Raw genomic sequence first — 26675 nt, forward strand, 5'->3', positions numbered from 1 at the left:
AAATCGGGATTGGGGAGCTACTGGTTTATCCCTTGAAATCTAAAATATTATTATATAGAATAATAGGGCTAATTCTGGAGTAAATTGCTACTGCTCTGGTCATAATTGGAAGGGATCATGCATTGATTGGCAAAATAAGACGATGATTTCCAGTCCTATCTGGTTTATGACATTATTCACGTATTGGAAGGACCTCCGGCCAGTTGGTCCACACGACAACACAGCTCAATGACAGTGCTGCGATCCAGCTAAGGCCAGCTTCCACAGTGTAATAGATCGTCCCTCCTGTTCGGCCATCTATCATCACCGGATTGAGAAGTGTCAGCCCGAAGAATACGAATATCATTGTGAGGGCAAATGGCCAGACCGTTCGTAATCGAACGTCGGGATACCACCACTGCACAATGTAGGTAGCACCAACTGCGACAAGCATACTGATCCCGCTTACTGGCTGATTGGGAAGGGCTACATCGAGGACCATTGCAATCCCATTACCCAGCGAGTATTCGAACGCGAACCAGAGTGCGAGGACCCGGCCAAAGCCATTGAATTCGTTCTGCAGGCGGTTGAGCACACTCATTGGGACGTAAGAGCGTAGAGTGTCTGGTCGACTGCGAGATACACAGTTCCACCTGCAATGATCGGTGAAGTACTTACTGTCCCTGGATTGGATATTGTCACCCGGAATCGTTCGTTCCCAGTTGTACTGTCGAGTGCGGCGAGACCATCTTCGAGCCCAACGTAGAGCGTTCCATCGGTGAGTGTCGGTATACTCGCCACGCCGGAAAGATCGACACGCCACCGCAACTTGCCGGTTTCTGCATCGAGCGCATGGACGCTGTCATTGAGCACAAAATAGACTATGGACCCATCGGATACCGGTTCAATGTTGGCGTCATTGGTCCCAAGTGGGTACGACCAGCGGGTGCTCCCGTCCGTAAGATTCAGCGCATACAGTGGTCCGGTTCCGCAGTAGACAATCCCATTCGCGATACACAGGCTGGGCTGATAGAGGGGATTACTGATCTTAATAGATCGTTTCCATGCTCTCGCTCCGGTGGAAACATCAACAGCACCGATCGACTGATCGTGGTCAATGACCTGCCCAACAACGTACTCTTGGGCGTAGGCGTATGGGCGAATCCCCTGGCTCGGCTCTGTTTTCCAGCGTTTGAGTCCCGAGTGAACATCGATGGCTATGAGGCTGCCGTTGTCGCCGATCCCTGTGACGGCGTACACGGTATTTCCGACAAGGAGTATCGATCTAACATTGCCTCTCAATGTATGCTTCCATCGTGCACTCCCATCTGTCTGATCGACAGCATACAGATTAGGCAAGGAACCAAGGAGCAACTGTTCATTGCCGAGGCTAGGACCGGCCTTGACCACGAGTGGCTTATCGTAGTCGAGCAACGTTCCGAAGCTCTCCGTTCGCCAGCGTCGCTTCCCCGTTTCAGCAGCGACTGCGGTCAGCGTGTATTCGGTTGCGGCGTACACTGTCCCCGTCGAACAGACAAGCTGTGACACATATTCGTCCTCGTCTGCGACCGTAGCTTGCCATGAGATGTCTGGTGTCTGTATCGGTCCGTCTGCATCCGGCGCGTAGCCTGTTCGTGCTGGGTCATACCGGTCCATCGGCCACGATCCGGCGGAGGGCTGTGTAGTTAGATTGGGAGCACTTTTGAACCACTCTTGTGGAAGCGTAACACTACCGATTGTTGCGCCCACACCGACAGCGAGTGCTTGTCGGCGGGTGACGGGTGACCTGTTTCGAGACATTATGAAATGCGCCCGTTGCGACGTGGGCCCCCCCTCAAGTTGCGACTGTTGATTCCAATGCATGGATACGATATATTCTCATCCTTGGGGATGGGTCGTCGTGAGTTTGATCATGAATTCCCGACGTATACGTAAGTGCAATTCAGAAAGGGCTCCAATCTGTTACTGTGAGGCGGGGTTGGACGTATCGGCCCTGTAATATAAACTCGAAATTACAACATTACTGGTCTCGGTAGCCAGTCTCTATTTGGTGCGTTGATGCACACAAGTTGGACTGAAAGAAAGTCGCCGGCGATGAGCGTCCACCGGTGGTACCTGTTATTCACGATCGGCAGAAGCGTTCGCCACCGCAAATAGAAGGTGAGTATTAGCTGTTCTCGTCCGGCGTTTCATCGGCTGGAACAATGGCAATTCCGGCTTCTTCAAACGCTTCGATTGCATTCTTTAGCTCTTGGTCTCCCCCGAGGCTTTGTAGGGATAAAAAGACTGGTCGCTTCTTCGTCTTCTTTTCCTTTTCAACGACTATGTACAATTTTGGGGCGAGCAGCTTCGACCCTGTCGTATATTCTATATGATTAATGGAATTACGAGGGATTTCTGATGCATTTTTTATACTGTTGCCAATATATTTGTATATATACTCGAAAGTTATTGCTGAAATGGCGAAGATAACTACAAACTTACCCAAATATTGAATTGGTGAAGAATCCGACATTGATGTGTCTACAGCTAACACCATTATGACAATCAGGAAAGGCACAATGAGTATATTTTGCTCATGGAGCCGTTTTAGGGCACCAAGTGGACTTGTATTTAACTGGACAGTCTCATCGGTGATTGTTACTGTTCCAGATCTGATTTTAGTGACAATCATATAGTGGCGATTTAGTTTGTCTTCTTAGGATATCAAATACAGCCAAATTAAAAGTTGTTTCTACTAGGGTGGTGTTAACCTAACCCAGCAATTGCTGTTCCTACTGCACCTCCAGCTATGGCAATAGCTGTGGCATTAATTGCTATATATACGATTGCGGCTACTAATATCATATATAATACCGCCTTAAGGACTGTTAAAATAAGATCGATAGCAGACCCGTTATCCGCCCAATTGCCTAGATCACTGAGAACATCGTCTACTAACGTATGAACATCCCCTACTGGGATCCTTCTCAAATCACATGGAAGTCCTCCACATGCAATTGTTTCTTTACCCCCATCTCCGTCGGGTCCGTCAATACCTAACCAGATACATTGTACCCTTCCTGTATCCTCATACATCTCAAAACCCAGCCAGAGTTCAAGTGTATAGTAAACTTCGGAGTTGGGATACTCTTCTGCGGGTCCTGGTGGTTCATTACCCCATATTTCGGAGTAGGGAAGCCCTCCTAAGTGCTTTGTAGACACTTTTATGGGTGCTATTTTAAGTTTTACTGCTCTATTATCGCCACAAGCTTTATTTTCCTCTGCCCAATCTTGTGGATTTTGGGAAGCTCTTATAGCTACACATATTGCTTCTGCTGGTTTGGCAAGTGAGTCTACCCATGACTTTCCTAATATATTTGCAGTCATTGGAGAAATCTCATTACAGAGATCATATTTTATTCTCCCACCAACACTCATTATTCTTCCCCTCCGTTAGGAGCAGGGTATGGTGTTTCAGCCGATACAACTGGTTTGTATATGAGGTCGCTAAGTGTCATTTCCTGAGTGCAGTCGTAGCCGTCACGCCAGAACTGGATCACATTGGTATCTGCCCATTTGAGATCGGAGATACCAACAACAACTTGTTCACTGATTCGTTGGATCACAGATGGTACCTGATCAACGGCGCTAACACCGTGTGCAAGGTACAGTTCGAATCGGTCCTCAACCACAGTTGAGGTGAACACGATACGGTCTTTGTTCGGATCCACGAGTGATTCCATGGCGAGTTTTTCGACAGTTGCGTCTGGGTATTGGTTCTCACCTGACAATCGTGGATACGGCGTTTCTAATTTCACCTTGATCGAGGTTGGGAAGATGACTTCAAGGAGCTCTCCGGTGAAATTGAACACATCGGTTTTACCGGAGACCTTTCCAGAGACTGAATTGCCGTTGATTGTTGCGTTGTTATTCGAGTCATCTTTCGAAAGTGTTCCACTGACTGTCAGCTCGTAGCCATACGGCGGATTGGAGCTATCAGTGAGATCACGAACGATGAGCTGCTGGTTTGGACGGTCAACGTCCAGTTGGATACAGGTGAAGTCGCTGATGCTCTCTAATTCGCCACAGTACAGATACTCATCAGCACCGGTGTTAGCGCCGTAGCCACGCCCGTAGCCGTTAGCGGCTCGATCGCCGGAACTGGAATTTCCGAGCGGACCGACTTCGAGATTACCAGTAACACTGAAGCCGTAATCCACACGCTCTTGACGATCTATACTGATCGTCATTTTGTTGGGTAGCGTTCTAGGATCAAATTGTTCCTCGGGAAGCAATGATCCAGGGGTAACTTCTGTCCCGTTTTTGAGTACTTGGACACTCGAAGGGACATCAATCGATTGTATCTCGCCAGTGTAGGCGTAGCTATCACGACCCCCAACAACAGAACCAGATACCTCACTGCCATCGATGGTATCGCTGCTGTTAATCGAGCCGTTGTAGGCATCCGTTTTGGCGACATCCGTCTCAACGGTAAACGTATACTCACGAGCAGTCTCACAACCACATCCATCAATCGTGATGATGTCTCGCTCTAAATCAGAGTATCTGACAATGTCTCCATTGATATACACCTCGAGTAGAACGTCGGCTCTCAGGTCAGTAACATCACCCGAATAGAGATAGCTATCGGTACCTCCATTGAGCTCTCCTTCGACGATAGTCTCTCCATTGAGATCGTCTTCGTTACGTATGCTGGTGTCTAACCCATAATCCTTCGTCCGACCAGAGATCTTGTCTGAATCTTGAATGGTTCCATTAAAATCAGTGCTTTTCAACACCTCGCCATCCACACGCATTCGATAAGAGACTCGTTCTCCTGGTGGTCCTTTGAGTGCGATATGATTATTGAGCTCTTCTCCGTTCAAGTAGAGATTCAGTGCGTCGTAGTCGCCAGACCACGACGTTATCTCACCACTGAACGAGTAACTGTCACGGCCACTACCGGCAACAATACCCGACGCCGTACTCCCAGAAATCAAGTCCTCGCTGCCGATCGATCCACCAAACGCCGTGCTCTTGTCCAGATCGCCCTCAACGGTAAACTCGTAGTTCTGCCTTGTCCCTGTTGCTTCGATCGTTAGTGTCCGGTGAAGTCCATCCCCACCACGAACGGCCGGCACGCCGCCAATTCCGGCGACAGCGGAGCCACCAACTAACTTTAGGTACGATCGGCGATTCACACGGTCCTCTCGTTGTGAGTTCTGTGTTACGCCTTCACCCTTATTTGTAGGTTCCATTTGATTACTACAAATCAATTTATATTGACTGATTATATAATAGTTGTGTTCTTGATAATGATTATTACTACTTTCATAATGCTTTTTGCTCATAGAATGACCATATATTATCAGATATATTTGCAGAAGTTGTAGGATATAATGATGACCCTAAGGTATCGACCCGGATAAGCCTCCAAGAGCCGATCGATATGATTGAACCCACGGGCGCCGTTTCCACGTCTCGATGGGTGCTGTCACGTGGAGCGTTCCTAACTCACCGAACTGCACGAACTCGATTGCGCTCGGGCCGTGCGTCGTAACGGCTTGTTCAGCAACCCATTCATCGACATGACCCAGTTGTCGAGTGCCATATCATTCGGTCCATAGGTCGTGACGGGCCCTTCATTCGTGACGCGCTTTACATAGCCGCCGTAGCTGACGAACACACCCCACCATCGAATAGGATGGTCGTGACTGCCGGCGCTGATATCCAGAAGCTCGGCCGACAGTGTGGAGTCAGCCGTTTGCATATTCCACACCCTGCATCGCGTCTACCCCATACGCGTGGGGTCGTCTCGTCCGGCCACGGAGATCGGCGCGCTTAATGTGTGATCGGTGACGGTCACCGCCCCGCTGTTGATGGCGTCGTGAGCGAGAATCTGCACCTGCCCCACCGTCTGGCCCCCGAAGAGTTCGAGCGTTCCCAGTCGATCGACGATCGGTGTGTTGTCTCGTGAGAGACGGATCCCGTTGGCACCGAACTGAGCCGTCCATAAAAACTCGTTCTGTCGGTCGAAACGAACCTGTGACACCGAATCGGTGGGAGGCCAACCCATACTGGAATCCCGGCTACGCCAATCGGCGCAGCCAGTACCGAATCCTCGAACTCAGTCGCGTACTCCGCCGTGCGATGATCACGGTGCTATCTGCGTTCTGGGCCACCTGCTCGGGCGTTGGCCCGACGACGAGCCGCTGGGTCCAGGTCCGATCAGTCGCACCGAGGACCGTCACATCGTGCTCGTCGGTTTGCTGGCGCAGCAGATCGGTGACGGAATCAGTCGTTTCAACCCGCTCAGTAACGGGGACCGACGCGCCGATCGTTTCGACGACTGCACGAACACGCTCGTGGGCCTGCTCTCGGTCGTGATCCGTGGCGTCCGAATCGATCAACCGACAGACATCGATGACGGCGTCGTTGGCGAGTGCGATCGCCCGGGCGACTTCCGCAGCGAGCGTCGTGTTGGGACCCTTCCCCACCGGAAGGAGCACCCGATCGACACCATCGGCCTGGTGACCGATGTTTTCGACGAGCACGTCACACGGCGCATGCGTGACGACGCGATCGACGTTGCGCCCGAACACCGACTCCGATCGCTTGCGATCGCGCCAGCCAAGCAACACGGCGTCACAGTCGAACTCCAGGACGGCACCGTCAATTGCTCGTGACACGTCTGGTGCAACCAGCAACCGACCACGAATTGGAACTGTAGAACCCGCTCCGAGTTCGAGCGCTCGATCGAGGATCGCCCGACGATCACCACAGAACTCACGCTTGATAAATTCGTCTGCAAAAATCGAAAACGGCGAGCTCCGCTCTTTGGTGATGACACTAAGGATTAACACCTCACCGTCGTGGTCCGCTGCCACATCGAGTGCTGTCCGAAGGAGCTGCTCGGTGTTGCGGGGCGCATCAAGCGCGACGGCGATGCGATAATTGGCCGACGGGAGCGGCCCAGCCTCCTCGGGCGTCGCCTCGATTGCGGCGCTCGCATCGTCAACCATTAGTGATAAACGTTACCACCAGACAGACAAAAGCCTTCCCACCCGTCGGTGTCACAAGGCATATCCACCGACACCACCTTCGAGAACACATGACAGTCGATCTCGCGTTTGCGGATGGACTCATGCCGGCTGTCGCACAGGACGCCGAGTCGGGGACGGTGTTGATGCTGGCGTACGTCTCACCAGAAGCGCTCGAACGAACCGAAGAGACGGGACTGGCACATTACTACTCGCGGAGTCGCGATGAACTCTGGCAGAAAGGAAAGACGAGCGGCAACGTACAGCACGTCGAGTCGATTCGCGTCGACTGTGACGGCGATGCGCTCGTATATGTCGTCCAACAGGAGGGTGGTGCCTGTCACACTGGGCACGAATCGTGTTTCTATCGGACGGTCGATGCGGTAAGCGAGGGTGGAAAAAGCGCCACGACGACAACGACTGGCGAGCGGGTGTTCGATCCGGAGGCCGTCTACGACTGACCGATCGATGAGCGACTCGATCGATCAGCTCCGAACGATTGGAACCGAGTATGAATCGATCAGCGCAAAGCTCGATGCTGCGGGCCAGGAGTCGGTTATGACGGTCCGGACGGAGTACAACGCGCTACTCGACCTGTTCGATCGCTACGAGGAGCGTGCGACCGACTGGGACGACTTCGAGGGCTACGTGGAGTTTCAGAATCGACTCGTCGAATTCATCGACGGACTGCCTGCAGGACTTCCCGAGCGCGACGCGTTCATCGCCGCAGATGAGAAGCTGGACCAGCGTAATCTCTCCGAACGGGATTTCGAGCGAGCCCGCGCTGCGCTGACACCGGCACGGGAACTGGCCGAGCTCGCCGATCGCCACGACGAACTCGAACGAGAGTATCGCCAGGCGTATCACGAACTGGAGCGCGAACTATCCACGCTCGAAAATCGGATCGATGACCTTCGGCGGCTCCAGTCGTACGCCGATCTCGATCTCGAACGATCGATCGATCCGCTGCAGTCGCCAATTCAAGAATACAACGAGGCGATCCGAGACTCGTTCCGAACGTTTCGTGAGACCGCACCAGCAACCGAGCTGCTGGACTGGGTCACCGCGACGACAGCCTATCCCCTCGTCTCTGTCACCCAGCCACCGGATCGGCTCACGACGTATCTGGAAACCCATCCGGTTGGTACAGAACCGATTCCCACGCTGCTCGAATACGCCGAGTACTCCAGCTCGAAGCTTGCTCACTACGTTGATGATCCACAGGCGTTGCTCGAGGCGATCGGCTCAAGCCGAACGTATCTCGAACGACTCAATTCGACGCCACTGACGATCGATTGGCCCCCACCACAGGCCGACTACGTCCGCTATCGGATCGATGAGCTGATCAGCGTGATTGATGCGTTCGCCGACGCGAAGACGGTCGCACAGCTCAGATCAATAGCACAGCTGACGCGAACGGCCACGTACGCAGAGCTGCGAGCAATTGCGGTGGCGAACGACCGACTCGATCCGGAGGCACGCCGTCGTCTTCGGGACGGCTCGACCGATCGCGAACTCGCGACAGCAACCGATCGGCGCGACCAGCTAGAGGACGTGCTTTCTGCGCACGATCGGCCGTAGGCCCAGGTTTTTTGCAGTGCTCACACAACAGCACGCCATGCAATCGATCCAACAGGGGTTCATGCTCGGGCTCGGACTCTCGTTCGAATCGACCGTCGAGTGGGCAACCGACGTTGGTTACGAGTTCGTGGAGGTGCTATTGGATGGTCCGTACGCGCGCGAGCGCATGAAAAACCTTGAAACGAAACGCCACATTCTGGACCAAACGGGCGTCGGTGTCGTGATTCACCTCCCTTTTGCAGCCGACATTGGCTCACCGTTCACCCCCGTTCGTCAGGGCGCAATTGAGGAGTGTCGTCGGGGAATGGACCTCGCCGCTACGCTTGGTGCTGACCGTGTCGTGTTTCATCCGTCGTCTGATGCCTGGTCTGCCGGCTGGGAAGCCGCCGACTGTCTCCCGTTCATCCATGAAAGCGTTGGCGAGCTCATCGACGCTGCCCACGAACGCGATCTCACCCCGTGTCTCGAAAACATCATCTCTGGATACTACGACGTTCATGCGTTTCCCGAACTGCTCGATCGATTTCCGAGAGCGCAGATGACGTTCGACACGAGCCATGCGTTGCTGGCGGGGATGGACGAACCGGCGATGGCAGCTTTCATCAAGCGCCACGCAGAGCGGATTGGCCACCTCCATCTGGTTGACACCCGTGGCGAAGATGATGAACACCTCCCGGTCGGAATGGGATCGATAGCGTTCGAAACGATTCTCGATGGCATTCGCCGAGCGAACTGGCACGGAACCGCGACCCACGAGGTCGGAACCGAGAACAAAGCGACGATCGCGCTCTCGAAACGAAACCTCGATAGTCTCCAGGGGGCGCTCTGAACCGGTCACCCGAGCTGCCAGCCGCCATCAACCCAGAGCAACTCCCCTGTGATGTAGCTCGCCGCTTCGCTGGCCAGAAAGAGATACGCACCGGCAACGTCTTCGGGAGTACCGGCCCGTCCGAGAGGAATCGGCTTCAGAAACTCCGCAGACTCGGTCGCCGCCTCTGTCCAGCCCTCGATGAACTCCGTGGCGATCTGTCCCGGCGCAACACCAGCGACGCGAATGCCGTGCTCGGCAAGCTCGAGTGCCATTCCACGCGTGATCATTTTCACCGCGCCCTTCGAGGCGTCGTACTGAACCTGGCCGAACTGTGCGAGCTCGGAGCTGATCGAGGCAGTGTTCAAAATCACGCCCGGATCGTCTCGGTCGAGCATATCCAGTGCTGCATACTGACAGCCGAAGAACACGCCACGAACGTTCACGGCGTGAATCCGATCCAGTGCTGTCGGCGTGAGATCTTTCCAGGACGACTCGACGAACAGTCCAGCGTTGTTGACCATCACGTCAACCCCACCGGCGGCCTTTGCTACCGCGATGAGCGCTTTGATCTCGTCGGGATCGGTCACGTCCGTCCGCTCGAACGTCGCCTCGCCACCACGATCTTCGATCAGCTCGTGCGTTGGCGTCGTAGCGTCCGTGTCTTTCGGATCGGCACGAATGTCGCCGATGAGCACCGTGGCACCGGCCGCGCCGAACTGCGTTGCAATTTCCCGTCCAATCCCCGAACTGCCGCCCGTGACGACGACCGTTTCGTCCGAGAAATCGTACGACACCCTTCCCATAGGGACTACTTGTGTGCGCATGATGGTAACTGTTGACGTGGATTTACACAGTCACTCCATCCTTTCGCTCGATAGAGACTTCAAAACAGCTGTGTGAAAACGGTCCGTTCTGCCCGTCGAAGCCGTTCGAGAAACGCAGACTTCGAGATCTCAAGCGCGGCGGCGACGTCGCTGGCATCCGCACGACGTGGCTGTTCGAAATATCCAAGTCGGCGTGCCGTGCGAATTGCATCGAGTTGCTTCGGTGTCAATCCCCATCGCGTTGTCATCGACGTGGTGGAGCTGCCGCCGGCTTTTAGTGGCGAAATGCGCTGGATGGAGATTCCCACTGTCCCTTCGGCACGGCGACGGACGCCCGCGAGAACCGTGTAGCCGACGACTGCTCCGCGAACCGTTGCCGTTCCGTCGTTGTAGCCGAGCGACTCCAGCAACAGCCCTTCACTCACGAGATCGTGGACGACACAGGGTTGTTTCGAAAGACAGCGAAACGTTGCCCGGTCGTCGTGGTCGACCCGATGGAGATATCGGAGTCGGTCGTCCCCATCCAGCGGTCTAGTGAGCGTGTCGGCTGCTGTCGCCGTTGCAGAAAACCGCACCAGGGAGTTTCCGTCCGGGCGCAACTGTGGAGGCTGTGCCGATAACCCAACGCCGGTCGCTGCGGTGGCGTCCGCGAGCGGACAGTTGTCGCCGTCGATCGCGAACTCGACGATGAGACACTCCTCGATCATGGGTGGTGGTCACTGCCACCACTTGTAAACCCCGGACATGTGGTGGGTAATGGGTATGCGGACTGCTCACGTAGCACGAGAGCACAATGGAGCTCCAGGAGTGTAAAGCGCGGGCCGGACCCCGCGAGTTTGGTCCCCACGACGACCTCCCCAGGGAGTATCGCGAGGCCGCCACACGGATGATTCAGTTCCACGCCAACTCAGAAATCATGGGTGCGTATCTCGAACGGCCGTTCATCCGCCAATCACCGAGTCTGGACCGCAAGCTGGCCTTTTCTGCAAAGGTGCAGGATGAGATCGGTCACGGACAGCTCCTCTATCGAGCGGCCGAATCGCTGGGGGTCAAAACCCGCGAAGAGATGCTCGATGAACTCGCCAACGGCGAGGGGAAATTTCTCAACTGCTTTCACTACCCGATGACGGAGTGGTGGGAGACCCCGATGATCGCGTTTTTCGTCGACGGTGCGGCGATGCGCCGCCAAGCCACGATCAAGCGAACGAGCTGGGAGCCGTATGCCCATGCCATGGACAAAATCTGCTTCGAGGAGGGCTTTCACATCAAACACGGCGAACACATCATGCGCGAGCTAGCAACCGGATCGCGCCGAGAACAGCAGTTGCTCCAGGAAGCCTTCGAGGAGTGGTGGCCGCGTATCTTGCAGTTTTTTGGGCCGACAGACGACGAATCCACCCACCATGATTTCGCAGCTGAGGTTGGCTTAAAAACGATGAGCAACGACGAGCTCCGCCAGGCGTTTCTCAACGCGTATCTCCCAAAGGCCACCGAATATGGGCTCGAGATCCCCGATGAACCACGCATTCGCGAGGAAGACGGTCGATACGTCGTTGAGGAGGACGACCTCGACTGGGAGGAGTTCTGGGCGGTGGCAAACAACGATTACGCCGGCAGCCACGAACAGATCGACGCTCGTGCGAGCGCCCACGACGCAGTTGCGTGGGTCAGAGCCACAATTTCGGGTGAGACCGCATGATCTGGGAGGTGTTCAGACAGGACGAGCCTGGTGGGTATCACACCCACTGTGGCAACGTCCACGCGCCGGACCGAGAGATGGCGCTGTTGTTCGCCGAGATCCAGCACGCCCGACGCAAGCCAACCAACAGCCTCTGGGTCGTTCCACAGAAAGAAATCGCGAGCCAGACGGACGAGACCGACCGATTCGGTGGAACGACGGATAAGACCTACCGCTGGGTGTCGGCGTACAACGTTGATGTGGAGTTCGCAAAGGAGATCGAGGACTCCGATCGCGAACAGCGATCCGTGGCGGGTGATTCCGCATGAGTTCGCTGTCTGGCCCGGATGTGCTCTCGGCGGACGAGCGAGCGGCGATCGAAGCGCTGGTGTTTCCGCTGGCTGATGACGAGTTCGTCCTCGCGGAGCGCTACACCGAATGGCAGGTCCGTGCGCCAACGTTAGAGTCCGATCTCGCGCTGGCGAACGTTGCGCAGGATGAGCTCGGCCATGCCCGACTCTGGTACGACGTGGTGGCCGATCTTGGCTACGATGAGCCCGAACTGCTGTTTGAGCGCGATCCCGACGCGTTCTATCACGCGTCGCTCTGTGCGCTCCCGTTCGAGACGGGTGACTGGGCGGATGCGGTCGTTCGGAGCTATCTGTACGATACCGCCGAAGGGCTTCGACTCGACTCGCTTGCCGGCTCTGCGTACGCGCCAATCGCCAACCGAATCGAGCGGATCACCACCGAGGAGGAGTATCACCGCGAGCACGCGGCCACCTGGATCAAGCGGCTCTGTGTGGATTCAGAGGGTCGCCAGACGGTACAAAACGCGGTAGATCGGCTCTATCCCTACGCACTCGCGCTGTTCGAACCCGGCGAGCCCACACAAACTGACGTGATCGAATCGCTTGGTCTCAGAACGGAGTCGCTTCCCTCGTTGCGAGGGCAGTGGATTCAGACCACGAGCACGTTCTTCGATTCGATCGACGTGTCTGTGCCTGTGGTTGAACTGCCGCAGGGGCTCCCCGAGGATCCCGGTCGCCACGACCCTCACGTTGCGGCCTGGCTCTCGCTCTACGATGATTTCACCCGAACGTACCGGGAGCTGGATCGAGCACACACCCCAACCATCACGAGTGAGCACAATGACGGCTGAGGATCCCTGCCCGTATCCGTCGTACGAGGGGACGACCGACAGCGAGATGCCAGTGCCAGCCCGTGGCGAAACTGCGACAGGGATCGAACGGCGTGTCTTCGAGGCCCTCGAGACCGTCGAAGATCCGGAGATGCCGATTAGCATTGTCGATCTGGGGCTGATCTATGGCGTGTCAGTAACCGATGGTGTGGCAACAGTCGAACTCACGCTCACCTACAGCGGCTGTCCGGCTCGCGATCTGCTGTGTGAAACGATCGAAGCGCGCGTCGAACAGCTCGATCCAATCGAAACCTGTTCGATCGAACTGGTGTGGAATCCGCCATGGTCGATTGAAATGGTCTCTGCAAACGGAAAAGCGGCGCTCGAATCGTTCGGGGTGTCGGTACAGTGACGCCCCCACCCGATCCGAGCGTTGAGGCAGGTGACAGCTCGGCGGACGCACGCTGTCCGTACTGTGGTTCGTCTGACACCGATCTTGAGCATCCGAAGGGGCCATCGCTCTGTCGATCCATCTACTTCTGCAACGTCTGTGCAGAACCCTTCGAAACGATCGAGTGACGACTGTGAGCGACTATTCCTCGCATACACGGGTAGAGAAATCAATAACGTAATACAGCCCGATCGCAAACGATTTGTATAGATGAACGGGCGAACGCTTTCCCGCCGCCGTCTACTCGCGGCGACCGGTACGTCGGTGGTGGTCGGACTCGCCGGCTGTTTGAAACCGAACAATTCGGATGGTGGAACCGACGGTGGCGGTGGCGACGGGTATGCGCCAGAAACCGTGACCGACGCCGGGACGAACACCACCACGAACGCCAGTACGGAGACCACCACGTCCGGCGATGTTCCGGCAGAGCCAACCGCGGCGGCCGTCAATGGATATCAGTCGAAACTCGAAAGCGGTGTGGAAGTTCCCCTCGCACCGATCGATCACGTGTACAAATGGTATCAAAACCGGGCCATTCGAGTGGTTGACGCACGTGGAGCCAAGCAGTACGGGAAATCCCACATTGCGGGGGCCGTTCATAGTCCGGCAGAAGATGGGAAATCGAACAACGATCCCGCCGAACAGTGGCCCAAAGACGCCTGGATCGTCACCTACTGTGCCTGTCCGCATCATCTCTCTTCGATGCGGGCAGCGAGCCTCATCAATCAGGGCTACGAGCACGTGATGGCACTGGATGAGGGCTATCTCGAATGGCAAGAACGAAACTATCCGCTCGAAGGATCGGACGTTGACCAGCAGGCGAACGTCAGAACGATCATCGGCGAGACTGCCGCAAAATTCGCCGGCGAGAAAGCCTGGGCGTTCCATCGCGACAGCGGACAGAAAGAAGTCACCGATATCGACCAGGACGGCAGCTACAAGCTTGATCTCCCGTTCTACGACGTAACCGACGATTCACTCATCGAGATCGAAACCCCGGCATACACCGTCGAAAAGCCCCTCGGTGAGCTCACGACGGGCACCCTCACCACCAGCGGTACCCTTCGCGTTGGTACCCGATAACGCTCATCGGTAGTTAAAGTTCGTCCTGGGAACCATTACCATCCGGGACGGAACGGCGCCGTGACGGGTTTGGGCTCTCCTGTTTCGGTACATTTATGTAGAAGCACAATCAATCATTGACCGATTATGGCACAACAGATGGGTAATCAGCCCCTCATCGTTCTGTCCGAGGAAAGCCAGCGAACCTCGGGTCGCGACGCGCAGTCGATGAACGTCACCGCCGGGAAGGCAGTAGCCGAGTCGGTACGAACCACCCTCGGTCCGAAAGGAATGGACAAAATGCTCGTCGATTCGACGGGCAACGTCGTCGTGACAAACGACGGCGTCACCATTCTCGACGAGATGGACATTGAGCACCCGGCAGCCAACATGATCGTCGAGGTCGCTCAGACCCAGGAAGACGAGGTCGGCGACGGAACGACGACGGCAGTCGTACAGGCCGGTGAACTGCTCGCGAAAGCAGAGGACCTTCTCGAGCAGGACATCCACGCCACCATTCTCGCACAGGGGTACCGACAGGCCGCAGCGAAGGCCAAAGAGCTCCTCGAGGAGATGGCGATCGATGTCTCCGAAGATGACACGGAAATCCTCGAAGAGATCGCCGCAACGGCGATGACGGGCAAAGGTGCCGAGTCCGCCCGTGAGCTGCTCGCTGAGCTCGTCGTTGAGTCCGTTCGCTCGGTCAGCGACGACGATGGCGTTGACACGGACAACGTCAAACTCGAGAAGGTCGTTGGCAGCGCCATCGATGAGTCCGAACTCGTCGAAGGCGTCATCATCGACAAAGAGCGCGTCCACGACAACATGCCGTACTTCGCCGAGGACGCCGACGTTGCGCTCATCGACACGGCGATCGAGGTTCAGGAAACCGAGATCGACGCCGAGGTCAACGTCACCGATCCGGACCAGCTCCAGCAGTTCCTCGACCAGGAGGAGGCTCAGCTCCAGGAGATGGTCGAGCAGCTCGCCGATGTCGGTGCCGACGTTGTCTTCTGTCAGAAGGGCATCGACGACATGGCACAGCATTACCTTGCCCAGGAAGGCATCATCGCCGTCCGCCGGGCGAAAAAGTCCGACATGAAGCGGCTCGCCCGCGCGACGGGCGGTCGCATCGTCTCGAACATCGAGGACATCACCACCGACGATCTCGGCTTCGCTGGCTCGGTCGCCGAGAAGGACATCGGCGGCGACAACCGCATCTTCGTCGAGGAAGTCGAAAAAGCACGCTCGGTCACGCTCATCCTCCGCGGTGGCACCGAGCACGTCGTTGACGAAGTCGAGCGCGCCATCGAGGACTCGCTCGGCGTCGTTCGCGTCACGCTCGAAGACGGGAAGGTGCTCCCAGGCGGTGGCGCTCCCGAAACCGAACTCGCGCTCGAACTACGCGACTACGCCGACAGTGTCGGCGGCCGCGAGCAGTTGGCCGTTGAAGCGTTCGCTGATGCGATCGACGTGATCCCACGGACGCTCGCCGAGAACGCTGGTCTCGATCCGATCGACTCGCTCGTCGATCTCCGCAGCCGCCACGACGGCGGCGAAGAGAGCGCCGGCCTCGACGCCTACACCGGCGATGTCGTCGACATGGAAGACGACGGCGTCGTTGAGCCACTGCGCGTGAAAACCCAGGCTGTCGAGAGCGCCACCGAGGCGACCGTCATGATCCTCCGGATCGACGACGTCATCGCTGCTGGCGACCTCAAGGGTGGCTCGGGCGACGACGACGAAGACGACGCACCCGGCGGCCCAGGCGGCGCTCCAGGCGGCATGGGCGGTATGGGTGGCATGGGCGGTATGGGCGGCATGGGCGGCGCGATGTAAGCCCGGCCAACGCCACATCACTAACACAGAGCAGACCGATCGCTTGCGGATTTTTCCTTTTTGAATCGATTGCGGAGACGTTAGTCGTCAGCCGTCACTGGTGAGGATACCCTCGATCGATCGCTGGAGAAATATGACGCCAGGGCAGGGCCCGTTACGTTATGCCAGACGCTAAACAGCGCAGCGGGGAGTGCGACTGCTGGTGAAAAGTGTGCCGTCGCGAGTGCGACAGCCAGGCCGCTGTTCTGGAGTCCGACTTCGAACGCACAGGTGCGCGCCCGGTCTTCGGACATTCCAGTGAGCCGTCCCACGCCGTAGCCAGTCCCAAGCCCGATCGCATTGTGTACGACGACGGCCAGTAGCACGACGGCTCCGACGGTGAGGATCGTCGATTTGCTCATTGCAACAACCGCGGCCACAATGGCCACAATAGCGGCCACGCTAAGCAGTGGGAAGATATCGACGCTTTTGGCTGCCAACTCTGGTGCACGTCGGTCGAGGACGTATCGGAGCGTGGCTCCGGCAATGACGGGAACGAGGACCACCTGCACAATGGACCCGAACAGCGCTGCGAACGTGACGGACAGTTGTTCGCCTACCAGAACGATGACCCACGCCGGCATCACCAGTGGTGCTGCGATCGTCGTGACGGTCGTGATGGCGACAGACAGTGCCACGTCGCCGTCTCCAAGATACGTCATCACGTTCGAGGCGGTCCCGCCCGGAGCCGCTCCAACGAGAACGATCCCCAGCGCCAGCGAGGGGGGTACCGAGAGCACAACTGTGAGTCCGTAGGCGGCGACCGGCATCACCAGCCACTGCGTGAGCGCACCGATGGCGACGTCGCGCGGTCGTTCAAGTAGCCGCTGTAGATCCGCAGGCTGGAGTGTCATCCCCATCCCGAGCATGATGACCCCGAGCAGTGGGGTGATATAGGGATCAATCCAGGTGAATGCCGGCGGATAGAGCAGTGCTATCCCCGAAAAAAGGAGCACCCAGACGACGAACAGCCGATTCGCTATCGCACTCGCTCGTCGCACGGTGTCGAATACGCTCATCGGTAGCCTCCATGTAACCTGTGGACAGTATGACAGTCCATGCCGTGGGATTTGTCAGCCTAACCGTATCGTTGTCGAAACAGGAAGGATAGGAGTCGATCGATGTGGGCATGCTCATTGCTGTTCTCGTGTGATTTCCGTCGGTTCGCGGTGGGCTTGGGCGCTGGCGAACGGAGAGACGCGCCAATGGATCACGCCAACGCCGACGAGTACGGCGACGCCGAATCCTGCAAGTGCGAGTAGCGGTGAGCTGTGAGCTGCGAGCAGTCCGCCTGTTGAGCGGGCACCGAAGAAAACGAACGCATACACCATCGAAACGCCACTGAGTGCGGTGGCACGGCCGTGCGCAACCAGCTGGTCGTTGCAGAACGTGGTTGCGAGCGTCTCTGTGGCGGTGTTGTATCCACGGGAAAACACGAAGACGGGAATGGCAACCACCGGAAACACTACGGCAATCGAGAGCGCTCCCGCCAGCACCACGGGACCGATCGCAAACCACCGTCCGGTTCCGATCATTTCCCGGAGTCGACTCGCCTGTGACGATCCGAGTGCGGCCGCTCCCATCAGCAGGGCGTACGTTGGGCCGAACAGCCCTGGCTGAATGCCCATCGATTGCATCATCGGCTGCACGAAGATCTCGACGGTTTCTGGAACCGCAAGGACGAGCGCCGATAGCACAACGAACGTCCCGAGCCGTCGGTTCGAGACGATCGCCGAGAGCGCTGCTATTGCTTGTGAAATCGAAAACTGATCGTCTCGTTCGGTGACCGGTGGCTCCGGAAGCGTTGCGACGACGATGGCTCCCAGTGTGGTCCAGATGGCCGCTGCCAGAAACGGCAGCGAGGGTGCCATCTCGTACAACAGCCCGCCTACCAGCGCGGTCGTCGCGGCAGAGGCATAGAATATGCTGCTCGCACGGCCGCGGTAGGCAGTGAACTGCTCCGTTGCGTCCGTGGTAGCGAGCGTATCGTACAACCAGGCGTCAGCACTCCCCGAGCGAAACGTGGCCGCCACACCCCAGAACGCATAGAGCCCCACGTACGCCGTTGCCGTCTCCGTGAACGCAAAACCAATGTGCGTCACCGAAAGCAACGTGGCCCCAACGAACAGGCTGTTGCGCCGGCCGATGCGATCACCGAGATAGCCGGTTGGCAGCTCCCCGAGCAGCGTCCCCAGGAAAAACGAGCCCGTGGCAAGCCCGATCATCGAGAGCGAAATTCCGTTCGCGAGCGCGTAAATGGTGATGATTGGGTAGACGAATCCCTCGGCGACGAGCGCGCGATACAGATAGAATCGACTGATCGGAGAAAAATATCGGGCCATAGTACCACCACTGCAGGTGGATTTATGTCACTGTTGGATCCGGATCACTGCTCACGTTCGTCTCAACGAAACCCCAAACGGGAGTTCATACTGACCGCTCTTGGCGGCTTCGTGGCCCTGAATACTGTACTCTGAGCCCTGCTCTGTCTTACAGTATCACAGCAAAAACCGCGAATTCCTCGTTCGTCGATGCGTCTTTCGCGAGCGCTTATTCCGAAACGTCGAGCGGGAACTGCTCGTTTTCACAGACCGTGTTCAACACCACGCTGGTGTTGGTCTCTTTGACGTTCGCGTCGTTGAGCAGCTGTTTGATCTGCTCGTTCATCCCGTCCGTGTCTCTGAATTTCGCAATCGCAATCACGTCGTGGTCGCCCGTCACCTCATACACCGACACCATCTGTCGTGCTTCTCGCAGCGTTTCGGCCACGCTGGTGATCGCACTTCCCTCGATTTTTAACTGGATCACGGCCGTGACATCGTATCCGAGCGCGCTGTAGTCAACTTTCGGCGTGTATCCCTTTATTACGCCGGCTTCGTCAAGATCGCTAAGGTGATTCGAAACGGTGGTCACCGAAACGTCGAGCTTTTCCGCAAGGTTACGAAGACTCGAACGGCCGTCGTCGAGGAGGGCGTTCACCAACTTCTCGTCCAGGTTTTCATACGTCATTACATCACTACACTCGATGGACACACTATAATTTTACGAATATCCAGTTATCGGCTGAGAGACGGCCTGCTTGCGGGAACCAGTACGGTTTTAACCATGTGGATGATTGAGTAGTACGTCAAAGAACAATGGGAAATGAAAGTATTGCCACGGATGGTGGCCTGAGCGTAGAAGCACAAAACGTGCTCGATGCGATCGAGGAAAACAACGTCGATTTCCTTCGCATTCAGTTCACAGATATCCTTGGCACGGTGAAGAACGTCTCCGTTCCGGCCAGTCAGGCGGAGAAAGCGTTCACCGAGGGGATCTACTTCGATGGCTCCTCGATCGAGGGGTTCGTTCGGATTCAGGAGTCGGACATGCGGCTCATGCCCGACCCGAGCACGTTCGCAATCTTGCCATGGCGCTCGCGTGAGGACGGCACTGCAAGCGCTCGGCTGATCGCTGACGTTCACGAGGCTGCCGACGGTGGTCCGTTTGCGGGCGATCCACGACAGGTGCTCAAGCGTGCACTCAAAAAGGCTGGCGACATGGGGTATACGCTCAACGCAGGCCCCGAGCCGGAGTTTTTCCTCTTTGAGGAAGAGGACGGACGGGCAACGACGAAGACCCACGACGCCGGGGGCTACTTTGATCTCGCGCCGAAGGACCTTGCTAGCGACGTGCGCCGAGACATCATCTACGGCCTCGATCAGATGGGCTTTGAGGTCGAAGCCAGCCACCACGAAGTCGCTGAAGGCCAACACGAGATCAACTTCAAATACGGCGACGGACTGACCATGGCAGACAACATTGCCACGTTCCGGGCCGTCGTGCGCGCTATTGCCGCCGAACACGACGTTCACGGGACGTTCATGCCCAAACCGATTTCGGGCATTAACGGCAGCGGCATGCACACGCACCTGTCGCTGTTCACCGAGGACGGCGAGAACGTCTTCCACGACGAGGACGACGAGTTCAGCCTCTCGACGGAGGCAAAACAGTTCCTCGCCGGCGTTCTCGAACACGCCCCGGCGATCACGGCGGTCTGCAACCCAACGGTCAACTCCTATAAGCGACTCGTTCCAGGATACGAGGCACCCGTCTACGTTGCCTGGAGCGACGTCAACCGTTCGGCACTCATTCGCAAGCCAGCTGCACGGACGCCGGCAGCGTCCCGTATCGAGCTTCGCTCGCCGGATCCATCATGTAATCCGTATCTCGCACTGGCTGTTATGCTGCAGGCCGGGCTTGATGGCATCGAACGCGGGCTCGAAGCACCCGATCCGGTTCGTGAGAACATCTACGAGTTCGACGAAGCAAAGCGTGAGGAGTACGGCATCGATACGCTTCCGCCCCATCTCGGTGCGGCAATCGACGCGCTTGAAGAAGACGAACTCGTCATGGATGCGCTGGGCGAACACGTTGCCTCGAAGTTCATCGAAGCAAAACGTGCCGAGTACGACGACTACCGCGCGGCAGTTTCGGGCTGGGAAATCGACCGCTATCTCGAAACGTTTTAAAAACCGATCGCAGCCGTATTTTTGAGTGGAACCACCTCTATGAGAGGAATCTGTCTCTGAGTCGCCCCGGAACGCCAGCAAGCCCGAGTCCGAAGCCGACAACGAGCATGAAGACGTACAGCCCGAGCGTCGAGAGCCAGATGACGAGCATCGACAGCACTGCCCAGACCCCTTCGAGATAGTAAAACGCCCCGATCGTCATTGCGGTTCCGTACAGCAAGACGAGATACGGACCCCAGCCCCGTGCTTTCGACCGCCGAGCGCGCCGTCGAACGTAGCGTCGAAGCTCTCGTTCGAGTTCGTCGCGGTGAACTGTCCGGTCGTCGATCTCTGCTTCGAACTCGTCCTGTCGGTCACGGAGAGACTGCAACTCGGCTCGCAACTCCTCTTTGGAGGCTCGCTCGTCGCTCATACACCAACAAATGGGTGGCCCTACATTGGAGCTTCCGTCTCCGTGTCGTCCAGCCCACCAGTTGAAAGCTCGCCGGCGAGTGTCGCGTTGATCACGACGCCGATCAGTAACACGAGCGCGCCAAAGTACAAAAACGTAACCAGCAACAAGACGCCGCCAAGAACGCCATAGGCCGCGTATTTCGAGGTGTGGGTGGCATAGATCCGAAACACGGTCTGCAACAGGGTCCAGCCCAGTGCACCCCAGATCGCTCCCGGTAGCGCTTCAGTAATGGTGATTGCTGTCGCTGGCAGAAAATAATACAGCGGCAACAACACGAGTGTCAATCCGAGCAGATTAACGATTCCACCGGCCGTCCCGAGAAAGTCGATGCCAAACAGGGTGATGGAGTAATTCGCGGTTGCGATTGCGGTTCCAAGCGCGACGGTGAGTACGATCCCGACCGCGACGAGCACGAGGGTGACGAGGCCGTCGAACACCTGTGAGAGCAGCCCTGGATTGCTATCGGCGTCGTAAACGGTTGCGAACGCAACGGAGAGCCCACGGAACAGTTTCAACGAACTCCATAGCAACACGATCAGTCCCACAATCGTCGCACTGGCGTGTCCGGACTGGGTGAGTGCGGACGTGATGAGTGCTCCCGCACCTGGACCAACCGCGTCGGTGACGGGTGCAGCGATTGCGGATCTGAACCGATTTCCACCGAGTGCAGTCCCAACGGCGATCGAGAGCATCAATAGCGGGATCAGTGAGATAAAGGCGTAGTATGCGAGGCTCGCGGCGATGAACGTCACCTGCGTTTCGCTGACCCCACGGACGATCGTTGTGATCGTCTCAATCAGCCGACGTTTCTCGAGGGTCACGTATGATCCGTTCGGGAGGGACCGTAAAATAACTGCGCTCGGGAAATGCCCGTTACTGGTAAACCGTCGCGGCCTCGATCTCGGCGACAGTAGCGTCGGTTTTGAATGTCGTCCCGCCGAAATGCGCGCGCGATGCCTCGTGGCCGGCGTCTCTGAGACGATCCAGAAACTCATCCATCCCGATGGCTGAGATCCCCCACTGCTTTGAGAGCTTGTGCTGGTCGTAGTGTGTCGGCCGGTGGAGTTCGTCAGAGAGCGTCTCAAGCAGTCGATCTGCTCGAGAGTGCGTTCCGAGCTCCGGTGTGAGTTGCGCTCGAACGCCCGCGACGATCTCTGCGTCGTGTGCCGGACCGAGCCAGAGCGGCCCGGCAGTCAGTAGTCGCTCGCCTCCACAGTTCGGACAGCAATCGAGCGGATCGGCAATCAGTCCGGCCGAACTCGTCCGGTAGAGACAGTCTTCACAGTGATAGACGTAGCCCAACTCGTCGATCGCCGCGTTGGCGTCGGTGGCACGGTGTTCGAGCGAGAGATACGTTCTGACGTAGTGGCGAGTGACGTGACTGAGAACGGGCCGGACTCCAACGTCGAAGCGGGCAGCCGTCCGTACAAGCGCTGACAACAGGATGCGAAGGCCCATCTCCGAATGATACTCGGTGTTGCGCGGAATGGCGCTGTACGATCGAACGCCGCTTTCGAAATGCGCGCCACAGAGCGGCGCGGTGTCGGTTGCGGTCACACAGAGCAGCGATCGGGTTGCCCTGACGGCGCTGTCGGCAAACGGCATCGGCGTCCCGAACGGGTCCAGATCCACGACATCGAAGCGTCGCTCTGACATGAATGCGTTTCCGTCTCGGTGGTGAACCGAGCCAGCAAGCCCGTTCCGATCGAAATTGTCGCGACACCGCTCGACTGCGCGTTCATCGTGATCACAACAGGCTGCCGTCCAGCCGTGGGCACTCGCACGCACGCCACGAATTCCAGACGCTGCAGTCGCGTCCAGATAGGATTGCTCCTGGGTGCGATCCGCCCAGTAATCGAGCATGGCGACCGTCAGATCCCGGTTGAGCTCCTGTTTCGGGTTGAAAAACACCGCATCCCCCACGCCGGCGTCGGGCTGTTCGGGAACCGATACGGTGACCCGTCCCTCCGTAACGTCCATATCGATCAACGGAGACGCGCCCGAAAAACGACACCGATCGACGGCGTACGCCCTTTCGAACCTATTTTGGTTCTAGCAGGCAAACCAACAGGTGTGATTGCCGTCGAGGAGTACGAGCAGGCGCTCGAGGCTGCCGGTGAGCTCTCTCCCGATATCGTCGATAGCATCGTGGACATCCACGGCTCACGAGGGATTCGCGCGATCGAAGCCGTCGGCGAACGCCGCGTCAAGGATTATCGGGATTTCACCGTCGTTGTCGGCCACACTGACGAGTACGTGATCGAAGACGGTGCGTGCACCTGCGACGACAGCCGCTACAACCTCGAACGCGACGACCCATCACAGCGGTGCTGGCACGAGCTAGCCGTCGAGATCGCAACGCGAATCAATGCTGTGGACCACCACGACATGTACTACTCCGAAGTCCGGGAATTTCTGTGATTCAGGGCACGTCGGTGATCGTGTAGTTGGTGAGGAGATGGTCGACGATCCAGTCGACGGTGCCTGGATCGTACGTCCAGAACCCATAGAAGCTCCCAGGATCGCGCTCTTGGGCCAACAGTGCGCATTTTTTCTCATCCATCCCGTTGCCGTCGAACACGACGAACCACGTCGATTCGATCTCCTGTGAGCGCTCAAGCTGAATGACGACATCGTCGTGGTCGGGGATTTCCTGGTTGGGAACCGCATAGAGCTGCACCGACAGCGACGCACGACTCGCGAGCCGTTCGTACGTTTCGAGCTGGAAGCACAGATCACGGACCGTCCCGAAACCGGCATACACCGTGCCAGCACCAACCCGCCAGGCCCGGTCTTCGATCTCGTTTGAAGCAGCCGCCATCTGTTCAGTGTCGTAAGAGGTGAACGTTGTCTCATCGAGATAGTCCAGTATCGGTCGGGTCTGTCCCCCATTGGGTGTCTCGATGACCCCGCCGCTGAGTACGGTTTCGACGCTTGTGGCCGTGAGAAACGTCTCTCCGTCACTCAACACCACAAATCGCTCTGGACCGTCCGTCGAATCTCCGGCAACCACATCGATATTACGGTCGGCGAAATGATCCCGCAGAGCAATCGTCTCGGCCGCCGTCGCGTTGAACACCGTGAGCGTCTTGCGCTGGGCTTCAACACCGGCTATCAACTCAGTCAACGTCATCCACAGCTATCTCCCGTGGCGATGGCTAAATAGACGGGGGCCCATCGTACTCGTTGATCGATTCGTTCTGAATATAATCAATATTGTGATATATCCGATGCGCCAATTGATGTTTGACTGTCCTTATGGTCATGATAGACCCTTATTCATCATAATCGATGTGTGCTAACACATGATAAACATTTTAGTCAGCAGCCCCTGTTGAAGAAGATACAGGCCTGATGGGCCGTGATTACGCATGACAAATGATGAGCTACTCTGGCGAATTGCTGGTGGGTCCGGCGACGGGATCGACTCGACCAGTAAGAACTTCGCCAAGGCACTGATGCGGTCCGGTTTGAATATTTTCACCCACCGACACTATCCGTCCCGGATTCGTGGCGGTCACACATACGTCGAAGTTCGGGCAGCTCCACACGAGGTAAAATCCCGGGGTGACGGCTACAACTTCCTGCTTGCACTAGGCGACAGTTTTGCCCGTAATCCACAGGAAGACGCCTACTACGGCAATGAGGAGGTAAAGCCGCTAACGGAGAACCTCGATGAACTTCGCGAGGGGGGTGTCATCGTCTACGACGAGGGGCTGCTCGGCGATGACGATCTCGCGGACTTAAACGAGCGGGCCGACGAGAACGACTGGCACGTCTATCCGCTCGATCTCCGCGGACTTGCCCGCGAACACGGTCGTGAAGTGATGCGCAACACGGCCGGCGTTGGTGCGACGGCCGCGCTGTTGGGGATGGATCTCGCTCCGATCGAGGAGCTGATGGAAGAGCGAATGAGCGGCGAGATCTTAGAGCAGAACCTGGAGATCCTCGAGATCGCCAAATCAGAGGTAGAATCCAGGGAGTTCACACACGACATTCGCATGCCGGATCCAGGAGCCGGCCACGACGAACAGCAAGTGCTGGTCTCTGGGAGCACGGCGATCGCCTACGGCTCGATCGATGAGGGCTGTCGGTTCATCTCTGGCTATCCGATGACGCCATGGACCGACGTGTTCACGATCATGTCACAAAACCTCCCCGAGTTCGGCGGGATTGCCGAACAGGTCGAAGACGAGATCGCTGCCGCTGCGCTGGCAATTGGGGCCTCTCACGCCGGGGCAAAAGCGATGTCGGGCTCTTCCGGTGGTGGCTTTGCGCTCATGTCCGAGCCGCTGGGCCTGGCCGAGATCGCAGAGACGCCGCTCGTGCTCGTCGAGGCAATGCGTGCCGGTCCATCGACCGGAATGCCAACCAAACCCGAGCAAGGCGACTTAGAGCACGTGTTGTACACGAGCCAGGGCGATTCGAACCGTGTCGTCTTCGCGCCAGGAACGGCAGAGGAGGCGTACGAACAGACGCGCTGGGCGTTCCAGATCGCATACGACTACCACATTCCGGCGATCGTGCTGTACGATCAGAAGCTGGGTGGCGAGCTGAAAAATGTCGACGAGTCGGTGTTCGACCGCGAGCCAAATCCGTCGCTCGGGTCGGTGCTAACCGAATCCGAACTCGAAGATGCGCCCCACCACGCCTCCGGAAAGTTCGAACGCTACCGTTACGACGGTGAGGGTGGTGTGAGCCCTCGTTCGATCCCCGGTCAGGAGAACGGACGATTTCTTGTCACCGGTAACGAACACAATCCGTCCGGACACATCAGCGAGGATCCGGACAACCGGATCGCACAGATGGACCGCCGGATGGAGAAGCTCACCTCGATTCGTGCGACGCTCGATGATGCAGAAACGTCGAATCAGACCGTCTATCCGCCCGAGGCAGTCGATGAGGACCGCACGTACGGCCTGATGACGTTTGGCAGCCAGCAGGGAACCGTCGAGGAAGCAGTCGATGTGCTCTCCGAGTCGGGCTATTCGGTCAAGGCGCTTGGCGTGAGCGATCTTCTCCCGTACCCCGAAGCAGAAGTCCGGGCGTTCCTCGATTCGGTCGATCACTGTCTGGTCGTCGAAATGAACGCCAGCGCACAGCTCCGCGGACTGACCCAGAAAGAGCTCGGCGACGTTGGTTCGAAGCTCTCGAGTCTGCTGAAGTACAACGGCAACCCGTTCGAACCGGAAGAAATCGCAGCCGAGTTCGAAACGCACGTCGAAGGTGGTGGGGACGAACCTTCGAAAAACACCAAATTCGTTCCTGCAGCAGGTGACTGAT

The 26675-nt window shown here is 57.3% G+C and carries 30 protein-coding genes; 13 read left to right on the plus strand and 17 right to left on the minus strand.

Annotation, left to right across the window (positions count from 1 at the left end):
• Nucleotides 1-172: 172 nt before the first annotated feature.
• The 8 genes from JXQ78_RS13250 to JXQ78_RS13285 all read right to left on the minus strand — a co-directional run bounded on the left by JXQ78_RS13250 (nt 173) and on the right by JXQ78_RS13285 (nt 6983).
• A complete protein-coding gene (locus JXQ78_RS13250; RefSeq protein WP_330631242.1) occupies nt 173-580 on the minus strand; it encodes a hypothetical protein in 408 nt (135 codons plus the stop codon).
• Nucleotides 577-1635, minus strand: a complete 1059-nt coding sequence (locus JXQ78_RS13255) for an outer membrane protein assembly factor BamB family protein (RefSeq protein ID WP_330631243.1) — start codon at nt 1633-1635, stop codon at nt 577-579. The genes JXQ78_RS13250 and JXQ78_RS13255 overlap by 4 nt, the downstream gene beginning before the upstream one ends.
• A gap of 511 nt (nt 1636-2146) precedes the next feature.
• Entirely contained in the window at nt 2147-2653 is a 507-nt protein-coding gene (locus tag JXQ78_RS13260) for a hypothetical protein (protein ID WP_330631244.1), read from the minus strand.
• 74 nt (nt 2654-2727) lie between these two features.
• On the minus strand, nt 2728-3399 hold the full coding sequence (locus tag JXQ78_RS13265) for a hypothetical protein (protein WP_330631245.1): 672 nt from the start codon (nt 3397-3399) through the stop codon (nt 2728-2730).
• Nucleotides 3399-5312 carry a hypothetical protein gene (locus JXQ78_RS13270; protein WP_330631246.1) on the minus strand — a complete coding sequence of 638 codons (1914 nt, stop codon included), beginning with the start codon at nt 5310-5312 and terminating at the stop codon, nt 3399-3401. Before JXQ78_RS13270 ends, JXQ78_RS13265 begins: the two co-directional genes overlap by 1 nt.
• Nucleotides 5313-5470: 158 nt before the next feature.
• Complete coding sequence (locus JXQ78_RS13275) at nt 5471-5731, minus strand: hypothetical protein (RefSeq protein WP_330631247.1); 261 nt, start codon at nt 5729-5731, stop codon at nt 5471-5473.
• 21 nt (nt 5732-5752) lie between these two features.
• A complete protein-coding gene (locus JXQ78_RS13280; RefSeq protein ID WP_330631248.1) occupies nt 5753-6037 on the minus strand; it encodes a hypothetical protein in 285 nt (94 codons plus the stop codon).
• Nucleotides 6038-6050: 13 nt separating this feature from the next.
• Complete coding sequence (locus tag JXQ78_RS13285; protein WP_330631249.1) at nt 6051-6983, minus strand: universal stress protein; 933 nt, start codon at nt 6981-6983, stop codon at nt 6051-6053.
• A gap of 89 nt (nt 6984-7072) precedes the next feature.
• On the opposite strand from JXQ78_RS13285, the gene hisI reads away from it, so the two are divergent.
• Genes hisI through JXQ78_RS13300 form a run of 3 tightly spaced genes read left to right on the plus strand, consistent with a single transcriptional unit; the run spans nt 7073 to nt 9411 of the window.
• Nucleotides 7073-7462: a phosphoribosyl-AMP cyclohydrolase gene (gene hisI / locus JXQ78_RS13290; protein WP_330631250.1), complete on the plus strand. Its 390-nt coding sequence runs from the start codon at nt 7073-7075 to the stop codon at nt 7460-7462.
• 7 nt (nt 7463-7469) lie between these two features.
• Nucleotides 7470-8582 (plus strand): DUF7118 family protein, encoded by a 1113-nt coding sequence (locus JXQ78_RS13295; RefSeq protein WP_330631251.1) that lies wholly within the window; start codon nt 7470-7472, stop codon nt 8580-8582.
• Nucleotides 8583-8619: 37 nt separating this feature from the next.
• A complete protein-coding gene (locus tag JXQ78_RS13300; protein WP_330631252.1) occupies nt 8620-9411 on the plus strand; it encodes a sugar phosphate isomerase/epimerase family protein in 792 nt (263 codons plus the stop codon).
• A gap of 5 nt (nt 9412-9416) precedes the next feature.
• Here JXQ78_RS13300 and JXQ78_RS13305 read toward each other — a convergent pair whose 3' ends face one another.
• Together JXQ78_RS13305 and JXQ78_RS13310 are read right to left on the minus strand one after the other, a co-directional pair.
• Complete coding sequence (locus JXQ78_RS13305; RefSeq protein ID WP_330631253.1) at nt 9417-10196, minus strand: SDR family NAD(P)-dependent oxidoreductase; 780 nt, start codon at nt 10194-10196, stop codon at nt 9417-9419.
• A gap of 80 nt (nt 10197-10276) precedes the next feature.
• Nucleotides 10277-10924 carry a helix-turn-helix domain-containing protein gene (locus JXQ78_RS13310; protein ID WP_330631254.1) on the minus strand — a complete coding sequence of 216 codons (648 nt, stop codon included), beginning with the start codon at nt 10922-10924 and terminating at the stop codon, nt 10277-10279.
• Nucleotides 10925-11010: 86 nt separating this feature from the next.
• On the opposite strand from JXQ78_RS13310, the gene paaA reads away from it, so the two are divergent.
• The 7 genes from paaA (at nt 11011) to thsA (ending at nt 16388) form a co-directional block, all read left to right on the plus strand.
• Nucleotides 11011-11916: a 1,2-phenylacetyl-CoA epoxidase subunit PaaA gene (gene paaA, locus JXQ78_RS13315; protein ID WP_330631255.1), complete on the plus strand. Its 906-nt coding sequence runs from the start codon at nt 11011-11013 to the stop codon at nt 11914-11916.
• On the plus strand, nt 11913-12224 hold the full coding sequence (gene paaB / locus JXQ78_RS13320; protein ID WP_330631256.1) for a 1,2-phenylacetyl-CoA epoxidase subunit PaaB: 312 nt from the start codon (nt 11913-11915) through the stop codon (nt 12222-12224). The genes paaA and paaB overlap by 4 nt, the downstream gene beginning before the upstream one ends.
• Entirely contained in the window at nt 12221-13057 is an 837-nt protein-coding gene (gene paaC, locus JXQ78_RS13325; protein ID WP_330631257.1) for a 1,2-phenylacetyl-CoA epoxidase subunit PaaC, read from the plus strand. The genes paaB and paaC overlap by 4 nt, the downstream gene beginning before the upstream one ends.
• A complete protein-coding gene (locus JXQ78_RS13330) occupies nt 13047-13448 on the plus strand; it encodes a metal-sulfur cluster assembly factor (protein ID WP_330631258.1) in 402 nt (133 codons plus the stop codon). Before paaC ends, JXQ78_RS13330 begins: the two co-directional genes overlap by 11 nt.
• Nucleotides 13445-13615: a PaaD-like zinc ribbon domain-containing protein gene (locus JXQ78_RS13335; protein ID WP_330631259.1), complete on the plus strand. Its 171-nt coding sequence runs from the start codon at nt 13445-13447 to the stop codon at nt 13613-13615. Before JXQ78_RS13330 ends, JXQ78_RS13335 begins: the two co-directional genes overlap by 4 nt.
• A gap of 82 nt (nt 13616-13697) precedes the next feature.
• Complete coding sequence (locus JXQ78_RS13340; RefSeq protein ID WP_330631260.1) at nt 13698-14570, plus strand: rhodanese-like domain-containing protein; 873 nt, start codon at nt 13698-13700, stop codon at nt 14568-14570.
• 138 nt (nt 14571-14708) lie between these two features.
• On the plus strand, nt 14709-16388 hold the full coding sequence (thsA, locus tag JXQ78_RS13345; protein ID WP_330632831.1) for a thermosome subunit alpha: 1680 nt from the start codon (nt 14709-14711) through the stop codon (nt 16386-16388).
• Nucleotides 16389-16468: 80 nt separating this feature from the next.
• Here thsA and JXQ78_RS13350 read toward each other — a convergent pair whose 3' ends face one another.
• The 3 genes from JXQ78_RS13350 to lrp all read right to left on the minus strand — a co-directional run bounded on the left by JXQ78_RS13350 (nt 16469) and on the right by lrp (nt 19436).
• Complete coding sequence (locus JXQ78_RS13350) at nt 16469-17446, minus strand: bile acid:sodium symporter family protein (RefSeq protein ID WP_330631261.1); 978 nt, start codon at nt 17444-17446, stop codon at nt 16469-16471.
• A 114-nt stretch (nt 17447-17560) separates the two neighbouring features.
• Nucleotides 17561-18769, minus strand: coding sequence for an MFS transporter (locus tag JXQ78_RS13355; protein WP_330631262.1), 1209 nt, complete (start codon nt 18767-18769; stop codon nt 17561-17563).
• Between the two features lie 208 nt (nt 18770-18977).
• Nucleotides 18978-19436, minus strand: coding sequence for an HTH-type transcriptional regulator Lrp (gene lrp / locus JXQ78_RS13360; protein ID WP_330631263.1), 459 nt, complete (start codon nt 19434-19436; stop codon nt 18978-18980).
• A 128-nt stretch (nt 19437-19564) separates the two neighbouring features.
• Here lrp and glnA point away from each other — a divergent pair, with 128 nt between their 5' ends.
• Nucleotides 19565-20938 (plus strand): type I glutamate--ammonia ligase, encoded by a 1374-nt coding sequence (gene glnA, locus JXQ78_RS13365; RefSeq protein WP_330631264.1) that lies wholly within the window; start codon nt 19565-19567, stop codon nt 20936-20938.
• 37 nt (nt 20939-20975) lie between these two features.
• Here glnA and JXQ78_RS13370 read toward each other — a convergent pair whose 3' ends face one another.
• Genes JXQ78_RS13370 through JXQ78_RS13380 form a run of 3 tightly spaced genes read right to left on the minus strand, consistent with a single transcriptional unit; the run spans nt 20976 to nt 23372 of the window.
• Entirely contained in the window at nt 20976-21350 is a 375-nt protein-coding gene (locus JXQ78_RS13370) for a ribonuclease BN (protein ID WP_330631265.1), read from the minus strand.
• Nucleotides 21351-21370: 20 nt separating this feature from the next.
• Nucleotides 21371-22213: a YihY/virulence factor BrkB family protein gene (locus tag JXQ78_RS13375; RefSeq protein WP_330631266.1), complete on the minus strand. Its 843-nt coding sequence runs from the start codon at nt 22211-22213 to the stop codon at nt 21371-21373.
• Between the two features lie 52 nt (nt 22214-22265).
• Nucleotides 22266-23372, minus strand: coding sequence for a tRNA (guanine(26)-N(2))-dimethyltransferase (locus JXQ78_RS13380; protein ID WP_330631267.1), 1107 nt, complete (start codon nt 23370-23372; stop codon nt 22266-22268).
• Nucleotides 23373-23465: 93 nt separating this feature from the next.
• Between JXQ78_RS13380 and JXQ78_RS13385 the strand changes: the two genes are divergently transcribed.
• A complete protein-coding gene (locus JXQ78_RS13385; protein WP_330631268.1) occupies nt 23466-23813 on the plus strand; it encodes a hypothetical protein in 348 nt (115 codons plus the stop codon).
• Between the two features lies 1 nt (nt 23814).
• On the opposite strand, the gene JXQ78_RS13390 is transcribed toward JXQ78_RS13385, so the two are convergent.
• Nucleotides 23815-24525: a DICT sensory domain-containing protein gene (locus tag JXQ78_RS13390; protein WP_330631269.1), complete on the minus strand. Its 711-nt coding sequence runs from the start codon at nt 24523-24525 to the stop codon at nt 23815-23817.
• A 238-nt stretch (nt 24526-24763) separates the two neighbouring features.
• On the opposite strand from JXQ78_RS13390, the gene JXQ78_RS13395 reads away from it, so the two are divergent.
• Nucleotides 24764-26674 (plus strand): 2-oxoacid:acceptor oxidoreductase subunit alpha, encoded by a 1911-nt coding sequence (locus JXQ78_RS13395; protein WP_330631270.1) that lies wholly within the window; start codon nt 24764-24766, stop codon nt 26672-26674.
• Nucleotide 26675 lies beyond the last annotated feature (1 nt).

The organism is Halocatena halophila (assembly GCA_027563145.1).
Taxonomy (GTDB): domain Archaea; phylum Halobacteriota; class Halobacteria; order Halobacteriales; family Haloarculaceae; genus Halocatena; species Halocatena halophila.

Bases quoted from the DNA above. Each gene is read 5' to 3' on its own strand.
- JXQ78_RS13250 (WP_330631242.1), bottom strand. From the start codon at position 580: ATGAGTGTGCTCAACCGCCTGCAGAACGAATTCAATGGCTTTGGCCGG.
- JXQ78_RS13255 (WP_330631243.1), bottom strand. From the start codon at position 1,635: ATGGACCGGTATGACCCAGCACGAACAGGCTACGCGCCGGATGCAGAC.
- JXQ78_RS13260 (WP_330631244.1), bottom strand. From the start codon at position 2,653: ATGATTGTCACTAAAATCAGATCTGGAACAGTAACAATCACCGATGAG.
- JXQ78_RS13265 (WP_330631245.1), bottom strand. From the start codon at position 3,399: ATGAGTGTTGGTGGGAGAATAAAATATGATCTCTGTAATGAGATTTCT.
- JXQ78_RS13270 (WP_330631246.1), bottom strand. From the start codon at position 5,312: ATGAGCAAAAAGCATTATGAAAGTAGTAATAATCATTATCAAGAACAC.
- JXQ78_RS13275 (WP_330631247.1), bottom strand. From the start codon at position 5,731: ATGCAAACGGCTGACTCCACACTGTCGGCCGAGCTTCTGGATATCAGC.
- JXQ78_RS13280 (WP_330631248.1), bottom strand. From the start codon at position 6,037: ATGGGTTGGCCTCCCACCGATTCGGTGTCACAGGTTCGTTTCGACCGA.
- JXQ78_RS13285 (WP_330631249.1), bottom strand. From the start codon at position 6,983: ATGGTTGACGATGCGAGCGCCGCAATCGAGGCGACGCCCGAGGAGGCT.
- hisI (WP_330631250.1), top strand. From the start codon at position 7,073: ATGACAGTCGATCTCGCGTTTGCGGATGGACTCATGCCGGCTGTCGCA.
- JXQ78_RS13295 (WP_330631251.1), top strand. From the start codon at position 7,470: ATGAGCGACTCGATCGATCAGCTCCGAACGATTGGAACCGAGTATGAA.
- JXQ78_RS13300 (WP_330631252.1), top strand. From the start codon at position 8,620: ATGCAATCGATCCAACAGGGGTTCATGCTCGGGCTCGGACTCTCGTTC.
- JXQ78_RS13305 (WP_330631253.1), bottom strand. From the start codon at position 10,196: ATGGGAAGGGTGTCGTACGATTTCTCGGACGAAACGGTCGTCGTCACG.
- JXQ78_RS13310 (WP_330631254.1), bottom strand. From the start codon at position 10,924: ATGATCGAGGAGTGTCTCATCGTCGAGTTCGCGATCGACGGCGACAAC.
- paaA (WP_330631255.1), top strand. From the start codon at position 11,011: ATGGAGCTCCAGGAGTGTAAAGCGCGGGCCGGACCCCGCGAGTTTGGT.
- paaB (WP_330631256.1), top strand. From the start codon at position 11,913: ATGATCTGGGAGGTGTTCAGACAGGACGAGCCTGGTGGGTATCACACC.
- paaC (WP_330631257.1), top strand. From the start codon at position 12,221: ATGAGTTCGCTGTCTGGCCCGGATGTGCTCTCGGCGGACGAGCGAGCG.
- JXQ78_RS13330 (WP_330631258.1), top strand. From the start codon at position 13,047: ATGACGGCTGAGGATCCCTGCCCGTATCCGTCGTACGAGGGGACGACC.
- JXQ78_RS13340 (WP_330631260.1), top strand. From the start codon at position 13,698: ATGAACGGGCGAACGCTTTCCCGCCGCCGTCTACTCGCGGCGACCGGT.
- thsA (WP_330632831.1), top strand. From the start codon at position 14,709: ATGGGTAATCAGCCCCTCATCGTTCTGTCCGAGGAAAGCCAGCGAACC.
- JXQ78_RS13350 (WP_330631261.1), bottom strand. From the start codon at position 17,446: ATGAGCGTATTCGACACCGTGCGACGAGCGAGTGCGATAGCGAATCGG.
- JXQ78_RS13355 (WP_330631262.1), bottom strand. From the start codon at position 18,769: ATGGCCCGATATTTTTCTCCGATCAGTCGATTCTATCTGTATCGCGCG.
- lrp (WP_330631263.1), bottom strand. From the start codon at position 19,436: ATGACGTATGAAAACCTGGACGAGAAGTTGGTGAACGCCCTCCTCGAC.
- glnA (WP_330631264.1), top strand. From the start codon at position 19,565: ATGGGAAATGAAAGTATTGCCACGGATGGTGGCCTGAGCGTAGAAGCA.
- JXQ78_RS13370 (WP_330631265.1), bottom strand. From the start codon at position 21,350: ATGAGCGACGAGCGAGCCTCCAAAGAGGAGTTGCGAGCCGAGTTGCAG.
- JXQ78_RS13380 (WP_330631267.1), bottom strand. From the start codon at position 23,372: ATGGACGTTACGGAGGGACGGGTCACCGTATCGGTTCCCGAACAGCCC.
- JXQ78_RS13390 (WP_330631269.1), bottom strand. From the start codon at position 24,525: ATGACGTTGACTGAGTTGATAGCCGGTGTTGAAGCCCAGCGCAAGACG.
- JXQ78_RS13395 (WP_330631270.1), top strand. From the start codon at position 24,764: ATGACAAATGATGAGCTACTCTGGCGAATTGCTGGTGGGTCCGGCGAC.